This is a genomic window from Pseudoalteromonas sp. OF5H-5 (assembly GCF_021530695.1).
Lineage (GTDB): Bacteria > Pseudomonadota > Gammaproteobacteria > Enterobacterales > Alteromonadaceae > Pseudoalteromonas.
In genome coordinates this window covers 316884-335835 of sequence record NZ_JAKGBF010000004.1, presented here as the reverse complement: position 1 = coordinate 335835, position 18952 = coordinate 316884, and the positions used below count along the sequence as shown (strand labels likewise).

Genomic DNA, 18952 nt, shown 5'->3' with positions numbered 1-18952 from the left:
GTATCTAAGACATTAACTTGGGATTAATGTTCCACTTCTATCCAGTCTTTTTCATCCACCCAGTTTTGGCTACCTTGTGCAACACTGCGGATTGGCACCAAGTAGTCACAGCTGATCTGTGGTTTCACCGATGCAAAAATTGGCACAAACCCAAAGCTTAGTGCGGTTTCGATAATGGCCTTTTGGTTTTGTGGGTCGATATCCGCAGCTTCATCGATATAAATTGGGATACGATACATCGCTTGTTCTTGATCAGATAACAGATAGCGAATAAATAGCATGCCACATAAAAGCTTGATGGTGATCCGTGTACCGTTTGAGCCGGCCGAGTCAATTTTATCGAAGTGTTCAATGTCACCCGCGCGGTTGACCACTTCAAAGCGAATGTCAAAGAGGTCGGTTAACGTCAATCCCGCTTTATCACTTGCAAGTTTGATGATGTGATCTTTCGCCTCATTAACGGACTTTTCTGAGCTAGGCTGCTCGCTCAGTAAGTCTAAGCTTTCGCCTTTTTCGTATAAATCTGAAGTGCTGATAATGGTGTCTATGCTATCGATAAGCATTTTACGAGGGATCACATTAATCTTAAACGCTTGCAAGTTAGAGATCCGATGCTGGCTTATGCCTTTGTTAAAGCTGTTCATCTCTCGGCGTAAGCGGTCTAAGTCTTGACGCAGTCCTTTAATGGTTGCGGCCACTTCAGTGAGCGCCACTCGTGCTTGTTTATCGACGGCATCTCGTTCGTTATAGAGATTGTGATACGCGCTGATCAGCTTTTGATACTTAATAGTAACGTCTGACTCGTTTTCAAACTTAGTGATCCCAGCATTGTAGATATGCAAGTAGGTATTACGCACATTAACGTCTAAGTTTCTAAGCTCATTACAGTCTTTATTAAACTGGTGGGTCACTTCAGACAGGTTATCAAAATCAAGATTAATTTCGATTTCGTACGGTGCCAGTTTACCCGAGTATAGGTCTAGTGTGTGATCGATACGTTCTGACTTTACTTGTTTTAAGCGGTCGGCTTGGCGTACCAATAAGTCTTGCTTGCTTTTAATGATAGAGCGGCGATCTGAAATCGAACCGGCATTACGCTGAATATCATGTAAATATTCATCAACTTGCTCACGTTCCATCTCTAGCTGCTCTTTTAGTGCTTGCTGAGCATCGACGGATTGCAACATGGTTTGATATTGCTCAAAGCGTTTCATGGCCGCTTCGGTAGCCATTAGTTCATCATATAGAGCATCACGTTCTTTTTGTTTTTCAGCGACGTTTGCGGCGACTTCACGCTGCTGCTTTAAGTCGTTAAGCGACTGTTGTAGTGACTCCAGCTGTGCTTGCAGTTGGGCTTTGTTCTCACCGCTTTGCATTTGTACTGGACTCAGTTTTTTCAACTTAACGTTAGCACCAGGTACTTTAAGCTCACCACCTTGAACTGACTTAGATAGCGACTCCAAAAATGCGCCAAAGGCATCTTCGTCGGTGATATCAATTTCACCTTGAGAGGTGGTTGAAAACGATAACAAATCCGGATTCAAGATCCGTGAGATCTCTTCCACTTCTTTTAAAGAAAGATCTTCACGCATACGAGTAAACAGGTTGAACTCAAGGTTCTTGAGTTGCAGTTTTAAACTCTTAATCTGCTTTTGCGTTTCGTTGATGCGGAAATCAAGGGTATGGAGACTTTGCCCCTGTGCACTATTAATAGAGAAGGAAAGCTGCTCATATTCCTTTTTCAACAGAGTTAAATTGGTTTTAAGCGTTGCATGATTCGTTAGTTCAAATTCACGTTTTAACGCGTGGAAATCAGTAAACCATTGTTCTATTTGGGTTTGTTTACGCTCGATATCTCGAGACTGTTGGACGTACAGCTGCTGCTTAGACTCAAATTCGCGCTTTTCAGCTTCTATGTCTTCTAGCTGTGTTGCCAGCTCTGCAATTTGCTCGTTGTGATAGTTATCATATTCAACCAAAGCTAAATCGAGTTTCGGTGCGTAAGCCGCCAGTTTACCTTTTAATACCGCCTCATTTTCAAGCATTTTCTCAAGGGCTGAAATTGGCTCTTGCATTGACTCCAGCGCATTTAGTTCACGACGCGCACGGTTAACCTTATCAAAAGCGCGACGCCAGACTTCATAAAAATCGACTTTCGAGTTCGACATATGGCGTTCGAACACCTTGAGCATAAAGCGCTTTACGTCTTGTGCACCGAGTTTGTGCAGATTCAAAATACGACGGAATATTTCTTTATATACAGGCGCATCTTGGACATTATTCAGTGGGATCATCTTCAGGTTGATATCGCCATCAAATGGTGTAGCGCCACCTGTGAGCAGGGCATTAAGTTCTTGTGCTTTTAGCTCTACAGGCTTAAGTTGTTTTTCCTGTAAGTGATTAAATAGCTTGGTGTACTTGATGATACTTTTACCCTGGGTGTAATCATCAAGATTCAGTTTGCCTTGATAGCAAAAAAACTGATGCGCGTAACCGGCGATTTTACCCAGTCCCGCAACACCAATGACCACATCGCCGTGGGGGAGGTTGGCTTCAAGCAAAATATAGGATTGATCAGAAGAGAAGTAGAACTTACGCGTTTCTTCTAAATCGTGGCCATCCCATTCAGTCAGTCTTAAATCGTTGATAAGTGGAAACTGTAGCGCATTGATCACCGAGCTTTTACCGGTGTTATTCGGGGCGCAGATAGACGCACTTTTATCCAGAGGAATGACACACTTAGCGTATCCGGCGGTATTTAATAATGCGAGTTTACTTAGGCCGTACAACTGCTCGCTCATAGCTCGTCCTCAATATCATATTGTTCTTCGTTTACTTCCATTAGCGCGTCAATGTAGCGATAAATCGGTGCAAGTAGCATAAAGCCTTGCTCAACCTCACGGGCTAGACCCAATCTCACCATACGTAAAAACACGTCTTTTCTGAGATCTGAGCCCGAAAAAATCCCCAACTGGTCAAAAAGATGCTTATTGAGCTGTACTATGGTTTGCATTAGCTCTAAATCGCAGCTTTCATCAAATAGTACGCGAAGCGGATCTTTACCTTGGTTGGCATAGTGCTCAATCAAAATATAAATGGTTAGGGCAATCGCACGGGAAATTTTCCCCATATTTGGCGTGCTTTCATCGCTTGCCAAATAATAAAAACCACGGGCATCGTGCTGTAAATCATGGCCTAAGGCTGAAAATAGCGCTTGATAGCTATCAATTTGCTGATCTAACTCTTGCCAAAGGGTTGTGTCTTGCTCACTGATATGATACCCGCTCACCAGTTTTTTATTAATGGCTTGGAGTTCATTGAGCATGTCTAAGTTAATTGTCGTCATAATGCTAATCTTGTTTTGCTTTGGCACTAAATGGATATAAAGAGAAGGTATGCGATGCGATAGTGATCTTACTCTTTTGTTGCTCTTGGCTAAGTGCCAAGTCAGATTCGTTGATCAGTTTTTGATAAAGGAACAGCATTTCGTCTGCTTCAAGATCAGGGTAGCTATCGCTTAAAAAGCCCAATAGTGCCTGGCGCTTTTTACCGGTTTGTTGAAATCTCGTTTTTACCGAGTTGTAATCTGGAATGTTAGGGCTTTGATAAGCTGGCACATCGTCGTGATCGGGCAGCTGATATTCTTCATGCTCAAATTCAACTAGACTTGCCATATATGCGACCATGTGACGCTTTTGCCCAAGGTTAAAACGTTGAATGTCTGACACAAATTCTGGTTGAACTGGTGAGAGTAAACGGTCAACACCGCGCTTTCTAATTTGTCCAAGGACTTTAGAGGCTTGCCGCGTAATGAGTGTATTGCGGCGTAGCTCTTCACGTAACGGCATGAGGAGATCGGCACTGCGGCTTAAACTTTCTCTACCAATGAGGTGCATATCTAAAATGCGTGTTCTGAGCTGCTCCAGCATGCGTTTGTCTGCAGCACCACGGCCTAATTGTTCAATCTCGTCAATTTGCTCACTGACCTGAAGCTCTATCTGATCGAAGCAGCGTTGGAAAGGGCCATGAATATCGACCATTTCCAACATAGGTTCGATATATTCGTCAAACGCTTCTAATACGGCTTTATACCTCATGCCAAGAGACAGCGTTGAGGTGTCAGACTTTGCTTGTTCAACCAAGTTCATGATAGCGCTTTCGTTATGCTCGAACAGCTTAACAATTTTACGAACGCGTTCGTCCATAATGCGGCTAAAGCGGCGTAGCTCAGAGTAGTCAGCCTCTTCACCGGCTTGTGCGATGCGATTACCTAATCTTTCTAAGTCTTTTACCAGCACCGTGATCTCTTCCGCTAAACCGAGGCTTTCTTCTTGTAAGAGAAAGCTGGCGAAGTCAGCGATTGCACGGTTGATTTCTAACTGTGAAGATTTAGCTAAAGGAATAATAATTTCTTGTTGGAGTAATCGATTGGTTTCTTTATATATCCGTTCACTCGACCAGCTAGGATTTTTCTGCTTTAGGATGTTTTGTACATCTTTTAGACTGAAATCTGCGAGCTTAAATCGTTTAAAAAGTAGCTCGAGTACGCTCCAGTGTTCATTTATCGTATTTAATAATTTTTTTGCTGGGATCATAACTTTCCAGTGTGTAGTAGAGAAGTTTCATCACCACTTCATCAATTTGTCACAAAATGTTTATTGTACGTGGCATGGGGCCTGCGATGGTGCTAGAATCCGCCCCGAAATCGAACCCACCCCTTGTTACATTTAATTACAGGTTGTTTACGCATTATGGTCACGCCCATTATTCTAACCCTGATCGCCATCGCTTTTATACTCATCGTTATAGAAGATATTATTCACGTAAACAAGGCCAAAACAACGCTTTTTTTTGGTACTTTATGTTGGATTATCGCCTTTATCTCTCCAATTCATGGTCAAAGCCCAGAAATTGTACAAATTGAGCTAGACCATAACATTTTGGAAATCGCGACGCTTTGGCTGTTTTTAATGGCTGCCATGACGTTTGTCGCCTACTTGAACTCAAAAGGGTTTATCCAAAATATTGTTCACCGGATCATGCCAACCCATATTAGCGAACGCAAGCTAATGTTTTTGGTCGGTGCTTTTGCATTCATATTTTCATCCATCTCGGATAATATTACTGCGACGCTTATTTCATTAGCTGTGGTCATGTCTTTGAAACTTGACCCGAAAAAGTTAATAAAATATGCGACGTTAATTATCTTCAGTGTTAACTCCGGTGGGGTATCATTGATCACCGGTGATGTAACCACCTTGATGATATTTTTGGCCGATAAAGTCACGATCCCAGACCTTTTATTGCTGATCATTCCGTCGATGTTGAGTGTATTTGTGTTAGCAGCCATGCTTTCTATTGGTATGAATGAAAAAATTACCTTTGAAAAGGTAGAATTACGCAGAATTGAAAAGACCGATATCACCATTGCGCTCATCTTCTTATCAACCATTTTTGCTACGTTATTCTTAAGCGTGCAATACCATGTACCGCCGATGCTAACTTTCTTATTTGGCTTGTCTTTGATGTTCTTAATGGCGCAATTCTTGATGCGCAAGAAAGACGTTAATAAGAAAATCATCGACTATATCCGTGAAATTGAATACGACACCTTGTTGTTCTTTGTGGGTGTGCTGTTATTAGTTGGCGCGTTGAAAGAGGTCGGTGTACTGTCTAAGTTTACCGATTTATATCTGCATCTTGCACCGGAATACGCAAACTACTTGGTCGGTTTAATGAGTGCGGCGGTAGATAACGTGCCATTGACGGCGGCGTTATTAAAAGCAGATATTACGATGACTCCAGCGCAATGGCTAACCTTTACTTATGCGACTGGGGTTGGTGGCTCTATGCTTATCATTGGTTCTGCAGCGGGGATCATTGCAATGAGTAAGGTTAAAGCGTTAACCTTCTCAAGCTATCTTAAAATGAGTATCTACCTGCTTATCGCATATACCATTGGATATAGTGGCGCGTATTTCGCGGGTCAGCTTATTTAAGACCAATGGATTTAATTTTTTAGCGCTTTGGGATAAGTTTTTCATAAATAACTTGACACCTAGACGGCTAAAAGATAATTTTCTCACATCGCCCGCATTTATTGCGGGCTTTTATTTTGCTTTTATTCAGATTAACAAAGGCAAAATAAACAGAAGAGGCGCGATGCTTAGGTAGTTAGTGTGAGGTGACGAGACCAATGACCACTAGTGAGGGAAGTATTCGCCGAGGAGAAAAGTTGCTCGTCGCAACGATTCTTCGGTTTACGAGGCTGAATCCTCGGAACTGTCACCGTATTGGTGGAGAGCTTCTGGCAAAGGTCATTTCAAGCGTTCGTCTTTTTAGAAATCCCATGCCGAGTTCTCCTTATAAAATTTGACTGTGCCAACAGTCGAGAGGAGAGAAAATGAATTCGCAGTATGTTGTAGCCAAATTTGGCGGTACCAGTGTCGCTGACTTTGAGGCTATGTCTCGTTGTGCTCACATTGTTCGTGACAACCCAAATGTTCGAGTGGTCGTTGTGAGTGCGTGTGCTGGCGTAACCAATCACCTTGTAACGCTAACCCAACAAAAGGAAGATGAGGCCGGGCGCAAAGCGGTTGTTGCAGCGGTTGAAAACATACAGCAAGCGATTATCGACCAAGTGTCTTTGGATGCTGATCTTGCTGAGGGTTACAAGCAAACTTTCAGTGAATTTGAAAGCCTTGCGAGTTTACCTGCACTTAGCAGACAGCAATGCGATGAAATGTTGAGCTTTGGCGAACGTTTTTCTTCTTATTTGTTTACCCAAATACTACGTAATAACCAGGTTCAGGCGTCGCGCTTTGATGTGCGTAAAGTGCTTAAAACAGATAATCAATTTGGTAAAGCGAATCCGAATATTGCAGCTACGCGTGAAGCTGCGCAAACCAATTTGGTCGCGCTACTTGGCGACACAGTGCAGGTGACGCAAGGGTTTATTGGTAGTGACCAATACGGCCAGACGACTACGCTTGGTCGTGGCGGTTCTGACTATAGTGCTGCATTGTTAGCAGAGGCAATTGACGCGTCAAGTGTGCATATTTGGACCGATGTCGTTGGTATTTTCAGTACCGATCCGCGTTTGTGTGTAAAGGCTAGACCTATTCCTCGTTTGAGTTTTGATGAAGCGGCAGAAATGGCGACATTTGGTGCTAAGGTGTTACATCCCGCAACGATATTGCCAGCGAGTCGTAAAGGTATTTCAGTATTTGTTGGTTCAAGCCGTGATCCGCAAGCGGGTGGCACTTGGATTGAAAAAGAGAAAACGGCGCAAGCAGGCATTCGCGCAGTGACACAACGCAAAAACCAAATACTATTGACGTTAAAGAGCCCTGAAATGCTTCTTGCTAGCGGCTTTTTGGCTCGTATCTTCACCATTTTAAGCAATTACAATATATCAGTTGACTTGGTAACGACTTCGGAAATTAGTGTTGCGCTTACGCTGGATAATGCGCCGAATGCTTCTCGACCAGAGCTAGAACAAGCTTGTTTGGATGAACTTAGCGAGTTTTGTCATGTGACCGTTGAAAATAATCTTACTTTGGTGGCCATGATAGGTTCTGAGATCCAGTTGAAGAAGTGCCAACTTAACCTGATGGATGTGTTGTCAGAGTTTAATATTCGATTGATATGCCATGGTGCGAGCAAGCACAATCTGTGCTTTTTAGTTGAGCAGCAGGAGTCAGATCAGGTCGTGCAGTCAATTCATGCTAAATTACTAGAGGTTGCGTAAGTGAATTTATTGTTTTTTAGGAACTAATAAAAAAGTTGCATTATTGAGTAATGGATGGCACTTTGTTTATAACGGTTAGGGTCTGCTGACCATCAAGTTTGTTTTTCCCTAGGAGTGCCATCATGAATTATAAAGACGTCTACGAATTCTGGTTTGTTGAATGCACTGAATCAGATTGGTGGAAGAAGTCTGCGGACTTTGATCGCATCATAAAAAATCGCTTCGGTATTTTGCACCAAATGGCGCACCAAGGTGAGCTTTCGAGCTGGAGAGCAACGCCACTTGGCGCGCTGTGCGAAATCATTATCTTAGATCAGTTTTCACGCAATATATTCAGAGACACTCCAGAGGCGTTTGCCAGTGACGCATTGGCGCTAAGCCTCACCCAACACGCCATCGAAAAGGGCTACCACCGCCAGCTCAACGATACTGAATTGATGTTTTTATATCTACCTATGATGCATAGCGAAAGTCGCATCATCCATCGTGCCGCAGATCATTATTTTCGCGACCTGCCCAATTATGATTTTGAAGTCGCGCATAAAAAAATTATCGATAGATTTGGCCGTTATCCCCATCGAAATGAAATACTCAATCGCGATTCAACAGAAGAAGAAATGGACTTTCTAGAGACGCCCAACTCGAGTTTCTGAGGCACGGCTCGAACCTCTCGCATTTTTAGCGGAAGTACGTATAATCGGCCGTCTACAAAAATAATGATTGATTACAGACATGGCTCATACGCGCGATGGATTTCAAAGCCGACTTGGCTTTGTGTTAGCAGCAGCTGGTGCGGCTGTTGGACTTGGTAATATTTGGGGATTTCCCACACAAGCCGCAAACCACGGTGGCGGTGCATTTTTACTGGTTTATTTTGCGGTAATTTTCTTACTCGCATTACCTGCACTTTACACAGAATTGTACTTAGGCCATCAGGCACAAGCAAACCCAGTTAAAGCACTTAAGACAGCCTGGCGTGAAGGTAATCCGAAAATAGGAGCCGCGGCGGGGTATATCGGCCTTGCTGGTGCTATTGTGATGCTCAGCTTTTACTCCATCGTGGCTGGGTGGATGCTGTCTCATGCACTTGATCCTCTTGCGCAAATGGCTGAACTAGATGCTGCACATCAGTTTCTTAGCGGTGATTCGATGCTGAGAAACTTTATCTTTACGCCACTAATGTTAATTTTGACTGCGAGCATTATTCTTAAAGGCGTAAAATCAGGCATAGAAGCTTGGTCACGCAGACTTATGCCGTTGTTACTGGTATTACTGCTTTGCCTTATTGGCTATATGGCGACATTAGACGGTGCAGCAGAAGGGTTTAGAACGTATTTAGTTCCGGACTTTTCAAAAATTAGCGATCCTGACTTGATCATTGCGGCGATGGGGCAGGCATTCTTTTCGTTGTCGTTGGGTGTGGGCTGCATGATGATTTATGGCTCGTACTTAAAACCGAATGAAAATCTACCTAAGCTGACGTTTAGTGTTGCAATGCTAGACACCAGTGTCGCATTTTTGGCCGGTTTACTTATTATCCCTGCAATATTCGTTGCGCAGCAAAATGGTGTTCAAGTATTTCAAGACGGCAAATTAATCGGTGAAGGCCGGTTGATTTTTGCCATTTTACCCGAGCTATTTGCCAATATGGGTGAAATGGGATTATTAGTTAGCCTGACTTTCTTTGTGCTTATGTCTATTGCGTCGGTAACGTCTACCATTTCTTCAACAGAAATTCCGGTATCTTTCTTGGTTGAAAACCATGGCTTTCAACGTAAACAAGCGACTTGGTTGGTTACGTTAGTTATCTTATTAGCATCGAGCACGATTATTCTAAACTTTGATTGGTTGTTCGAATTGGTGATCAGTCTATTCACGCAATATCAGCTACCATTGATGGGGTTGTTCTACTTTATTACTGTTGGCTGGGTTTGGAAGCGTGGTAATCAGCTTCACTTAGAATCTCGTGGTGCACATTACTGGTTTGCTCAGTATGTTAGATTTGTTTGTCCAGTCTTGATGACCGCAGTGTTTATTAACGTAGCACTGGCAAAATAGTGATCATTTATTCTCAAAAACGGGAAGCATTGGCTTCCCGTTTTGATTTTTATAACTAAGCTCAAAAATCTCGTGGGGAAACAAACTCCCCAGCTTGAATGCTCTCGTAAGTTCGTTGCGCCAATGAATCTAAGTTGGCTAAATCTTTGCCCATTGAAGCCAGTTGGTTTGTTACTGGAATAATATCAATATCTTCAACCCCAGAAAGCTGGGCCACTCGGGCAAAAGTATATGCGTGCTTATACTTTTCGTGTTTGTAGAAAATACTGACTAAAGATGAATAGACTTCTGGGTTAGGGGTATGACCTCTTTTATTCAGCTCTAATACGCGGTAGAGAATATCAACGGTTTTATCGTCATCTACTTTGGCATAAAACTCTGCGAGGAAAAGCTGAATTTCGGGATCGTTTTGGACCCTAGGGTCGTCTTGCATATTCAGTAGCTTGTTCATTGCTGTGCGATCACTGTTACGAGACCAATGATAATAGAGCAGGCCTGGGTGGTTACTGCCTTTTGTTTCATTGTAAATACGCGTCATTTCTTTTAGTGCGGTGAGATGACCTTCCACTCGTGAAGTGGTTTTTTCTTTTAACTTGATGTGCTCAATTTTGGCGGCGCGAGAAACACATTGGTTGTAGCTTTCTAAATTTTGCAACAAGTCATATTTGTTTTCGTCCGTTGGAGACTTGTATTCGTGGTAGCGCGCGTAAATTAGCGACGCACGTTCGTCTTTACAGTGACTGTCTTTATTTAAGTCTTCACAAAAACCAGGCGTTTCGCTACACACTTGGTTCAAAGTTAGGGTGTCGTCGCAACCAGCAAGTAGTAACGCTGCAAAGACTAGCGACTTTTTAAACGCCATAGTTTGACCTCAATGATTTTTTATAATTATAGGGGGTTACGCCCGAATAAACAGGGTAGAGCTAATAGTTTACTAGTTTAACGCAATGAATTGTTCGGTAACAGTGGAGAATCACGGCAGTTTAAATTAGAATAGCCGTGCCCATTCGGGCTATCCGTTCAAAGAAAATTGTTTATTAGGCAGAAAAAATGACCTTATCTCACGAGCAAGAATATCAAAACAGCTGGCAAGAGCGTCAAGATTATGCAGAAAGCATGCAACCCCTAATCGGTCGTCTATACCGTAACAAAGGCGTTGAAATCTCTGTATACGGTCGTCCTCTTGTGAGCGCAAGCACCATTGATGTTATCAAAGCACACAAAACAGTAGCACGCTTTGAAGAGCGTAAACTACGTCTTCGTGAAAGCTTTCCATTCTTAGAAGTGATCAGCAAAATGGAATTAGCACCAGGTCGTGTTGACCTTGGTAAGCTAGCTTATGCCTACATTTATAAAAATGCAGGTGAAGGCCGCTCAATCGAAGAGTTTTTAAATGCAGAACTTGCAGAATTATTAAACCAAGGTGCACGTCCAGAACCTCGTGACGTCGTTCTTTATGGTTTTGGTCGCATTGGCCGTTTATTAGCACGCCTACTTATCGAACGTGGCGGCTCTCACGCTGATTTACGCCTTCGTGCAATTGTTGTTCGCGGTGGCCGCGATGGTGATCTCGAGAAACGTGCAAGCTTATTGCGCCGTGACTCAATTCATGGTCCTTTCAATGGTTCAATCACAGTAGACCATGAAAAAGGTGCGATTAAAGCAAATGGTAACTACATTCAGATTATCTACGCAAACTCACCTGAAGAAGTGGATTACACAAAATACGGTATTGAAAACGCGCTTATCGTAGATAACACAGGTGTGTGGAAAGACGAAGATGGCTTAGGTAAGCACCTTAAGTCAATCGGTGCGTCTAAAGTGTTACTTACAGCGCCAGCTAAAGGTGACATCAAAAACATCGTTTATGGTGTTAACAACTCAGACATTCAGTCTGAAGACAAGATTGTGTCTGCAGCAAGCTGTACAACTAACGCAATCACACCGGTATTAAAAGCACTTAACGACAAGTTTGGTATTAAGAATGGTCACGTTGAAACGGTTCACTCTTACACCAATGACCAAAACTTGATCGACAACTACCACAAAGCTGAGCGTCGTGGTCGTAGTGCAGCATTGAACATGGTTATTACTTCAACTGGTGCTGCGAAAGCGGTTGCTAAAGCACTTCCAGAGCTTGCTGGTAAACTAACTGGTAACGCAATTCGTGTACCAACACCAAACGTATCAATGGCAATTCTTAACCTAAACCTAGGTAAAGAAACAACTGCTGAAGAGCTAAATGAATTCCTTCGTGAGTCCTCACTTTACTCTGAACTACGTGACCAGATTGACTACACTGCATCAACAGAAATCGTGTCTACTGACCTTGTGGGTAGCCGTTATGCAGGTGTGGTTGACTCAAAAGCAACCATCGTTGATGGCGACCGCGTAGTACTTTACGTATGGTACGATAACGAGTTTGGTTACAGCTGTCAGGTTGTACGTGTAATGCAAGACATGGCGGAAGTAAAATTCCCGAGCCTACCTCGCTAACACGAAATTTACGATAAAAAGCCAGCACCAGCTGGCTTTTTTAGTTTTTGAAACAAATTGGTTGTGGTAGGCTTGCAAAGATAGGTCAGCTACAATTAGCTAACAAAAAGTTACACCTTAACTTTGTGCAAAGGCAGGCACAGTATTACCTCTTTTTGAGGCTTAATATTGTTCTAGACTGAAGCAAAGTTGAGTATGGTAACAGTGTATTTACACAACAGTTTTTAACTTATTTAGGGAAACCTATGCGCATTACGAGTAATTTCGATAGTGGTAATATCAAGGTGGTAAAAGCAGAATCACCTGCGGATATTCAACTAGAAATCAATAAAGACAATGAGTCTGACTTTTTTCAATGGTTTCACTTTAGACTTGAGTCTACGCCTTTTTTAGAGCACAAAATTCATATCAACCAACTACTAAACTCAGCGTACCCTGAAGGTTGGGATGACTATCATGCGGTTGCATCTTACGATCGTCAAACTTGGTTCCGTGTGCCAACCCGTTATGAGAATGGCACATTAACTATCGATTTTGAGCCTGAATGTGCTCATACCTACTTTGCTTATTTTGCTCCTTATAGTTATGAGCGCCATTTAGACCTAGTCTACTGGGCTCAAGCCCATGATGCGTGCGTTGTAGAGACGCTAGGTCAAACGCTTGATGGCCGTGATATGAGCTTACTCACTATTGGTGAGCCGTCAGATGAGAAGAAAAAGATTTGGATCACGGCGCGCCAGCACCCAGGTGAAACGATGGCAGAATGGTTTGTTGAAGGTCTACTTCACAAATTATTGGATGACGAAGATCCACATTCCGCTGCACTGTTATCGAAAGCGGTATTTTATGTCGTGCCAAATATGAATCCGGACGGCAGCGTTCGTGGTCATCTGCGTACAAATGCAAAAGGCGTTAACCTTAACCGTGAATGGCAAACGCCAACACTTGAGAACTCACCTGAAGTTTATTATGTATTAAATAAAATGCATGAAACTGGGCTGGATATGTACCTCGATATTCATGGTGACGAAGCATTACCGTATAACTTCGTTGCGGGCAGTGAAGGTATTCCGAGCTATGATGAGCGTCTACAACGTTTGGAAGAATCTTTCAAGGCGGCACTGTTGACTATTACACCTGAGTTCCAAGATGAATTTGGTTACGATAAAGATGCACCGGGTGAAGCAAACCTTACCGTTGCTTCGTGTGCTGTTGGTGAAGCGTTCAAAGCGTTGGCTTATACCGTTGAAATGCCGTTTAAGGATAATGCAAATCTGCCAGATCCATACTTCGGTTGGTCAGACCGACGCTCATATCAGTTTGGTCAAGACACCTTAGCTGCAATCTTAAATGTGGTTGACGACTTAAGATAAGCTTAAAGACGGGTAATCACCATATTGATTACCCGTTTATTTTTGTGCGTTTAAAAGAACAACAAAATAATATTTAAAAATAATAAAGTAGAACACCTCAACAGGGTGTAATAACAACAATAAAGGGGAATATTCGTGGATGCGTTAGGCAGCTTATTAGATAGCTTGGATGGAATGTTAGGTGGTTCACCTTGGTTCCCGTATGTACTGTTAGGGGTAGGTTTGTTTTTTACAATCTACTTGAAATTTCCACAGATCCGATATTTCAAACATGCTTGTAAAGTCGTTACCGGAAAATACGATAAAAAGGGCCTAGAAGGGGATACCACACACTTCCAAGCACTCGCAACGGCACTTTCTGGCACAGTTGGTACTGGGAATATTGGTGGGGTGGCACTGGCAATTTCAATCGGCGGGCCTGCAGCATTATTTTGGATGTGGATGACGGCCTTTTTTGGTATGACAACCAAATTTGTGGAAGTCACGCTATCGCATAAATACCGTGTACAAACAGATGATGGCACCATGGCCGGTGGTCCAATGTACTATATGGATCGCCGCCTAAACATGAAATGGTTAGCGGTATTATTTGCAATTGCGACTGTGATTAGCTCATTTGGTACAGGTAGCTTGCCGCAGATCAACAACATTGCTCAAGGCATGGAAGCGACCTTTGGTTTTGCACCGATGGCAACAGGCGCTGTGCTTTCAGTTTTACTTGCGCTTGTTATACTTGGTGGTATCAAGCGCATTGCTGCTATCACTTCTCGCGTTGTGCCATTAATGGCTGCGATTTATATTCTTGGCTCTTTTGCCGTTATTTTCTACAACATTGAGAATATCGTTCCTTCTTTCCTTTCGGTATTTACAGATGCTTTCACGGGATCTGCGGCAGCGGGTGGTTTCTTAGGGGCTTCTTTTGCGTATGCATTTAACCGTGGGGTTAACCGAGGTCTATTTTCTAATGAAGCGGGTCAAGGTTCAGCACCAATCGCGCACGCTTCGGCAAAAGCCGATGAGCCAGTATCTGAAGGTATGGTTTCCATTCTGGAACCGTTTATTGACACAATCATTATCTGTACCTTGACGGGGTTGGTTATTTTGTCATCGGGGGTGTGGACTGAAAAGTTCGAAACTCATTTTGAGCGCTCGTCTATGGTTATCTTAGACGGTAAATATGACGAATCGAATCAACAAGACCGAGATGCATTGTACGCCTACTTGAATGGTAAAAAAGAGCATACTGTCAAACCTTTCAATGGTGAGATTGAAGTCGTACAGGGTAAGGCGGTAACAGAAAACTTTACCGTGATCCACTCGCGCTCTATTGGTGAGCAAGTACGTTTTGGTATTACAGAGCGTCACAAGTACACAGGTACCGTCGAAGTGAAAGACGGCTTGCCAACAGACAATAGCATCAGCGTGATTGGTTACTCTTTAGTGCATTCGGCAGAGCTGACAACCAAAGCATTTACCCGAGGTTATTTGGGCGAAAATGGTAAATACATCGTTTCGATTGGCTTGTTGTTATTCGCGTTTTCTACGGCAATTGCATGGTCATACTATGGCGACCGCGCGATGATTTATCTTCTGGGTAGCCGCTCGGTCATGCCATATCGCGTATTCTATGTTGCAGGTTTCTTCTGGGCGTCGTTTGCTGATACGACACTAGTGTGGAAGTTGGCTGCAGTGGCCATTGTAGTGATGACCTTACCTAACTTATTTGGTATTTTACTACTCAGAAAAGAAATGAAATCTTCAGTTAAAGAATACTGGGAAGATTTCAACAAAGAACACAAACAGTGAGCGAATTTTAATTAAAATTATCTTGTCATTTAAGGACAAGAGTTCGCAAAGGTAGTAGAATAGGGCGCCTCACAGGTGCCCTTTTTTGTATTATGGAGAAGTAACACGATGGCAATAGCACAGTGCCCAAGCTGCGGTAAATCTATTTCCTCCAAACATAAGTCCTGCCCGCATTGTGAAACCAATTTAGCAGACTTTTCTCAAGAAGACAGAGAGAGAGCGGCCTCTAGAAACCGTGTAAAACGTCAGCAATCAGTAATGAATTACTCGTTTATTGCACTGATCTTAGTGCTAGGCGGATTCTTATATATCTATTGGCAGCAGCCTGAACCTAACTCGTTTGAAATGATCGCAAGCAAAAGCGCTATAGGCATAGGTGCGGTTTGGTACTTAATTAATCGAGTCATCCTCGTTATTTTGAAAAAGAAAAAGTAGTAATGAATGTAGATAGCTTAGTTCAAAATATTACCCCTGAAGTATTCGAGCGTTTGCAATACGGCGCGTCAACTGGAAAGTGGCCTGATGGTACGTCGCTAAGTGATGCGCAAAAAGAGCAAACCGTGCAGTTGGTCATGCTATATCAAGCAAAAGTAGCCAAGTCCAATGAGCAGTTCACCATCAACGAAAAAGGTGAAATGGTGCAAAAATCCAAACGCGAATTACAACAAGAATTCAAAGCCGACAACGAAATAGCTAGGTTCAGTGAAAATGATCTTTAAACACCTTTTTACACCGAAATGGAAACACCCTAAGGTTGACGTTCGCTCACAAGCAGTGGACAAGTTAGACTTAAGCAAAGACGCAACTTTACTACATACGCTAGCACTTGAGGACGAGTCTGCACAGATCAGAAAAAAGGTACTTACTAAGGTAAATGACCTTGGTCTTTGGTGGAAAGTTTATAAGCAAGATAGCGAGCTAAAAGAGCTTGCTGAGCAGAAAATTTCGAGTGCGGTTATTAATCAAGACACCGCACTGCAGAGCAACATTCGTGAAGAATACATTGAACGCTACGCGCCAGCTAAAACACTTGAGAAAGTTGCGTTAATTGAAACCGATTTAACGAACAAAGTTAAACTGCTTAAGCGCCTTGCGAATGCCACGTTAATCGAAAAATCCTTCAAAGAAGGTGATGAAGCACTTCAGATCGCTATGTTGGAACTGATTGCACAGCATTCACTTGAAAAGAGTGTCCTAAAAGCAGCCAAAGGTGAAGCGCTGACTTCTCTTACTGGATCACTGGAGCAGCAGCGATTAGCAAAAGAAATGCCTGCTCAAGTTGCTGAGCAAACGCGGGTTGTACTTGCCAAGTTAAACGCGCTAAGAGATAAGCAAAACTATGAAACTGTGAACGCGCAAGCACAACAGTTATTTGCACAGTGGCAAAGCATTGAGCTTAAGTGGTTAGATGCTGAAACGGTAACTGCACTAGATGCAAAGTATCAACAAGTAGCAGATAAATTAAACCGTCATCTCAATGAGTTACAAGTTAAACATCAAGCGCAGCAAGCTGAGTTAATGCAAAAGCAAAATGAAGCCCTAGAGGTTGCTGAATTAACTGCTGAACTTGAAGCCATTGAAAAATCGGTCGAAATTGCATGTAAAACACTTGACTTAGCCTCGCACGATGCACTGGTTAAGCGTAGTGAAGTATTAAAAGGCAAAGTGTCTGCACCTCAATATGTCACTGTTGAAGCGCTTGGCGAGTTTACCCGAAAACTGCAAAATATTGAGCGTGATCTTGCCGATTTGCCCGCACTTATTGCTGCAAGTGAAACCTTCAATAATGCCTTAGCAGAGTTGAAAGCAGTTGAAGTACCAACTTCATTAGAATCGCTTGATACCCAAGTGCAAGCACAAAAAGACCGCTATGTTGCAGCGCGTAAAGCACTAGATTCACTGCCTAAGGTATTGCATAAATCAGCAAAAGCTGAGCTATCAGATGTAAGCCAAGTGTTTATGACAGCTATCGAGCCGCTGAAAAATGAGCAAGAAAAAGCACTCAAAATCGCGAAGAAGAAAGCACGCGATGTTCAACGATTAATTGATCAGGGCCGATTTAACGTGGCATTTGGCGTTTTTAATGGCTTTATCGAGCAGTTTGAGTTGCTAACACCAAGCTACAAAAAGCAGCTCGAAAACCAGCATGAAAGCTTGTCTCAAGCACTAAAAGACCTTAAAGATTGGCAAAAGTATGCTGCTACACCTAAACGTGAAGAATTGCTTGCGGAGCTTGATAACAAACTCGCTGAGGAGGCGGTTGACCCAGTTAAGCGTGCTGAGGAAGTAAAATTACTTAGAGTACGTTGGAATGAGCTTGGTCATGTTGAAACGGAACAGGAAAAGGCACAAGCCGCTCAATTTGATGAAAAAATTGAATTATTGTTTGTACCGTGTCGCACTTACTTTGCGGAGCAAGAAGTACAGCGTGAGCAGGCAAAAATTGCACGTGAAGCGCTGATCGAGGAAGTGAAAGCGCTGCTTGGTACTTTGGATAACGAAGGTATTGATTGGCGAGAAGTTGAAGCACAATTTAATCGCCTAGCCAAAGCATGGAAAAATGCTGGCAATGTGGATGCCAAAGTCTATCAAAAGCTGAATTCGATTTACCGTGAGCACCATCAAGCGGTTTACGAGAAACTTAAAGCCTTCCATCAAGCCAATGCCGTTGAAAAGACAAAGCTAGTTGAAACTGCACAGCAGCAGCTAGAGGCTGAAGATTTGGCAGCAGCTTGTGACTTACTGAAATCATTGCAAAAACAGTGGCAGCAAATTGGTTTTGCTGGTGCCAAACAAGAGCATACTCTGTGGAAAGCATTTCGTGCCCATAATGATGCCGTGTTTGAGAAGCGCAGCGCACAATATGCAGAGCAAAAAGCACAGGAGAAGTCGCAGGAAGCCGAGCAGCGTCAGTTGTTAGCAGAGTTCGACAACAAGGTCATAGAAGCGGTAACTCAAAATGAACTGGTTGCTATTCGTAACGAACTCAATATGTTTATTGTAGTGCCAGGACTAAAGCAAGAAAAGAATCGTTTATTGTCTCAAGTGAAGTCGAAATTAGATGATCTGTTTTCATCTCAGCGTCGCGAAAAGTTCAATGAATTGGTGGAAGCGGTAGACACTGACGGTGATATTCCAAGCTCGTGGCAAGGTAGCAATAAAACCTCGCTAAATGCTGCTCAGTTGCTATTGAGGCTTGAAATTTTAACGAATCAGTCATCGCCAGAAGCGTTGCAAAGCGAGAGAATGTCTGAGCAAGTTGCGATGCTGGACGCAAAGCTGCAAGGTGAAGAAAGTAGCCTTGAGACTTACCTTATCAGTTATCTAGCTGAAGCTGAAAAAGCCGATATAGTGACGTCAAAAGGCAGGTTACTTGCTGTTTTGAACGCATAGTCATTATATACTTTGAGCCTACTCAGAACACTCTGGGTAGGCTTCTCCGATGTAAACTTTATCCGCCTCTAACACC

At 42.9% G+C, this 18952-nt stretch carries 14 protein-coding genes and 1 riboswitch; of the genes, 10 read left to right on the top strand and 4 right to left on the bottom strand.

From position 1 onward, the window contains the following. Positions 1–23: 23 nt before the first annotated feature. The 3 genes from L1271_RS08260 to L1271_RS08250 are packed head-to-tail and all read right to left on the bottom strand — an operon-like array spanning position 24 to position 4595. Positions 24–2801, bottom strand: coding sequence for an ATPase (locus tag L1271_RS08260; protein WP_235367549.1), 2778 nt, complete (start codon positions 2799–2801; stop codon positions 24–26). Then, positions 2798–3346, bottom strand: a complete 549-nt coding sequence (locus L1271_RS08255; RefSeq protein WP_235367548.1) for a condensin complex protein MksE — start codon at positions 3344–3346, stop codon at positions 2798–2800. Before L1271_RS08255 ends, L1271_RS08260 begins: the two co-directional genes overlap by 4 nt. Positions 3347–3350: 4 nt before the next feature. Then, positions 3351–4595: a hypothetical protein gene (locus L1271_RS08250; RefSeq protein WP_010604512.1), complete on the bottom strand. Its 1245-nt coding sequence runs from the start codon at positions 4593–4595 to the stop codon at positions 3351–3353. Positions 4596–4751: 156 nt separating this feature from the next. On the opposite strand from L1271_RS08250, the gene nhaD reads away from it, so the two are divergent. The 4 genes from nhaD to L1271_RS08230 all read left to right on the top strand — a co-directional run bounded on the left by nhaD (position 4752) and on the right by L1271_RS08230 (position 9808). Beyond that, on the top strand, positions 4752–5999 hold the full coding sequence (gene nhaD / locus L1271_RS08245) for a sodium:proton antiporter NhaD (RefSeq protein WP_235367547.1): 1248 nt from the start codon (positions 4752–4754) through the stop codon (positions 5997–5999). A gap of 145 nt (positions 6000–6144) precedes the next feature. Continuing rightward, positions 6145–6315: riboswitch (Lysine riboswitch) on the top strand. Positions 6316–6403: 88 nt separating this feature from the next. Continuing rightward, positions 6404–7750, top strand: a complete 1347-nt coding sequence (gene lysC, locus L1271_RS08240; protein WP_102056625.1) for a lysine-sensitive aspartokinase 3 — start codon at positions 6404–6406, stop codon at positions 7748–7750. A gap of 122 nt (positions 7751–7872) precedes the next feature. After that, on the top strand, positions 7873–8403 hold the full coding sequence (locus L1271_RS08235) for a DUF924 family protein (RefSeq protein WP_206472745.1): 531 nt from the start codon (positions 7873–7875) through the stop codon (positions 8401–8403). 79 nt (positions 8404–8482) lie between these two features. Next, positions 8483–9808 carry a sodium-dependent transporter gene (locus tag L1271_RS08230; RefSeq protein ID WP_193521803.1) on the top strand — a complete coding sequence of 442 codons (1326 nt, stop codon included), beginning with the start codon at positions 8483–8485 and terminating at the stop codon, positions 9806–9808. Between the two features lie 61 nt (positions 9809–9869). Here the strand turns inward: L1271_RS08230 and L1271_RS08225 are convergent, their stop codons facing one another. After that, a complete protein-coding gene (locus L1271_RS08225; protein ID WP_095727874.1) occupies positions 9870–10670 on the bottom strand; it encodes a DUF2989 domain-containing protein in 801 nt (266 codons plus the stop codon). A gap of 188 nt (positions 10671–10858) precedes the next feature. On the opposite strand from L1271_RS08225, the gene L1271_RS08220 reads away from it, so the two are divergent. From L1271_RS08220 to L1271_RS08195, 6 genes are all read left to right on the top strand, one after another. Next, a complete protein-coding gene (locus L1271_RS08220; RefSeq protein WP_010604517.1) occupies positions 10859–12304 on the top strand; it encodes a glyceraldehyde-3-phosphate dehydrogenase in 1446 nt (481 codons plus the stop codon). 245 nt (positions 12305–12549) lie between these two features. Beyond that, positions 12550–13677 (top strand): M14 family metallopeptidase, encoded by a 1128-nt coding sequence (locus tag L1271_RS08215; protein ID WP_010604518.1) that lies wholly within the window; start codon positions 12550–12552, stop codon positions 13675–13677. A 135-nt stretch (positions 13678–13812) separates the two neighbouring features. After that, the gene (locus tag L1271_RS08210; protein WP_102056628.1) at positions 13813–15483 is read left to right on the top strand and encodes an alanine/glycine:cation symporter family protein; all 1671 of its coding nucleotides are present in this window, start codon (positions 13813–13815) and stop codon (positions 15481–15483) included. Between the two features lie 108 nt (positions 15484–15591). After that, entirely contained in the window at positions 15592–15918 is a 327-nt protein-coding gene (locus L1271_RS08205) for a hypothetical protein (RefSeq protein ID WP_010604520.1), read from the top strand. Between the two features lie 2 nt (positions 15919–15920). Next, positions 15921–16202: a YeaC family protein gene (locus tag L1271_RS08200; protein WP_010604521.1), complete on the top strand. Its 282-nt coding sequence runs from the start codon at positions 15921–15923 to the stop codon at positions 16200–16202. Beyond that, positions 16192–18876 carry a DUF349 domain-containing protein gene (locus tag L1271_RS08195; protein ID WP_235367546.1) on the top strand — a complete coding sequence of 895 codons (2685 nt, stop codon included), beginning with the start codon at positions 16192–16194 and terminating at the stop codon, positions 18874–18876. Before L1271_RS08200 ends, L1271_RS08195 begins: the two co-directional genes overlap by 11 nt. The last annotated feature ends 76 nt before the right edge of the window (positions 18877–18952 follow it).

Excerpts from the sequence above, each read along its gene's own strand:
- L1271_RS08260 (WP_235367549.1), bottom strand. The coding sequence starts at position 2,801 with ATGAGCGAGCAGTTGTACGGCCTAAGTAAACTCGCATTATTAAATACC.
- L1271_RS08230 (WP_193521803.1), top strand. The coding sequence starts at position 8,483 with ATGGCTCATACGCGCGATGGATTTCAAAGCCGACTTGGCTTTGTGTTA.
- lysC (WP_102056625.1), top strand. The coding sequence starts at position 6,404 with ATGAATTCGCAGTATGTTGTAGCCAAATTTGGCGGTACCAGTGTCGCT.
- nhaD (WP_235367547.1), top strand. The coding sequence starts at position 4,752 with ATGGTCACGCCCATTATTCTAACCCTGATCGCCATCGCTTTTATACTC.
- L1271_RS08250 (WP_010604512.1), bottom strand. The coding sequence starts at position 4,595 with ATGATCCCAGCAAAAAAATTATTAAATACGATAAATGAACACTGGAGC.
- L1271_RS08235 (WP_206472745.1), top strand. The coding sequence starts at position 7,873 with ATGAATTATAAAGACGTCTACGAATTCTGGTTTGTTGAATGCACTGAA.
- L1271_RS08195 (WP_235367546.1), top strand. The coding sequence starts at position 16,192 with ATGATCTTTAAACACCTTTTTACACCGAAATGGAAACACCCTAAGGTT.
- L1271_RS08205 (WP_010604520.1), top strand. The coding sequence starts at position 15,592 with ATGGCAATAGCACAGTGCCCAAGCTGCGGTAAATCTATTTCCTCCAAA.
- L1271_RS08215 (WP_010604518.1), top strand. The coding sequence starts at position 12,550 with ATGCGCATTACGAGTAATTTCGATAGTGGTAATATCAAGGTGGTAAAA.
- L1271_RS08225 (WP_095727874.1), bottom strand. The coding sequence starts at position 10,670 with ATGGCGTTTAAAAAGTCGCTAGTCTTTGCAGCGTTACTACTTGCTGGT.
- L1271_RS08200 (WP_010604521.1), top strand. The coding sequence starts at position 15,921 with ATGAATGTAGATAGCTTAGTTCAAAATATTACCCCTGAAGTATTCGAG.
- L1271_RS08255 (WP_235367548.1), bottom strand. The coding sequence starts at position 3,346 with ATGACGACAATTAACTTAGACATGCTCAATGAACTCCAAGCCATTAAT.
- L1271_RS08220 (WP_010604517.1), top strand. The coding sequence starts at position 10,859 with ATGACCTTATCTCACGAGCAAGAATATCAAAACAGCTGGCAAGAGCGT.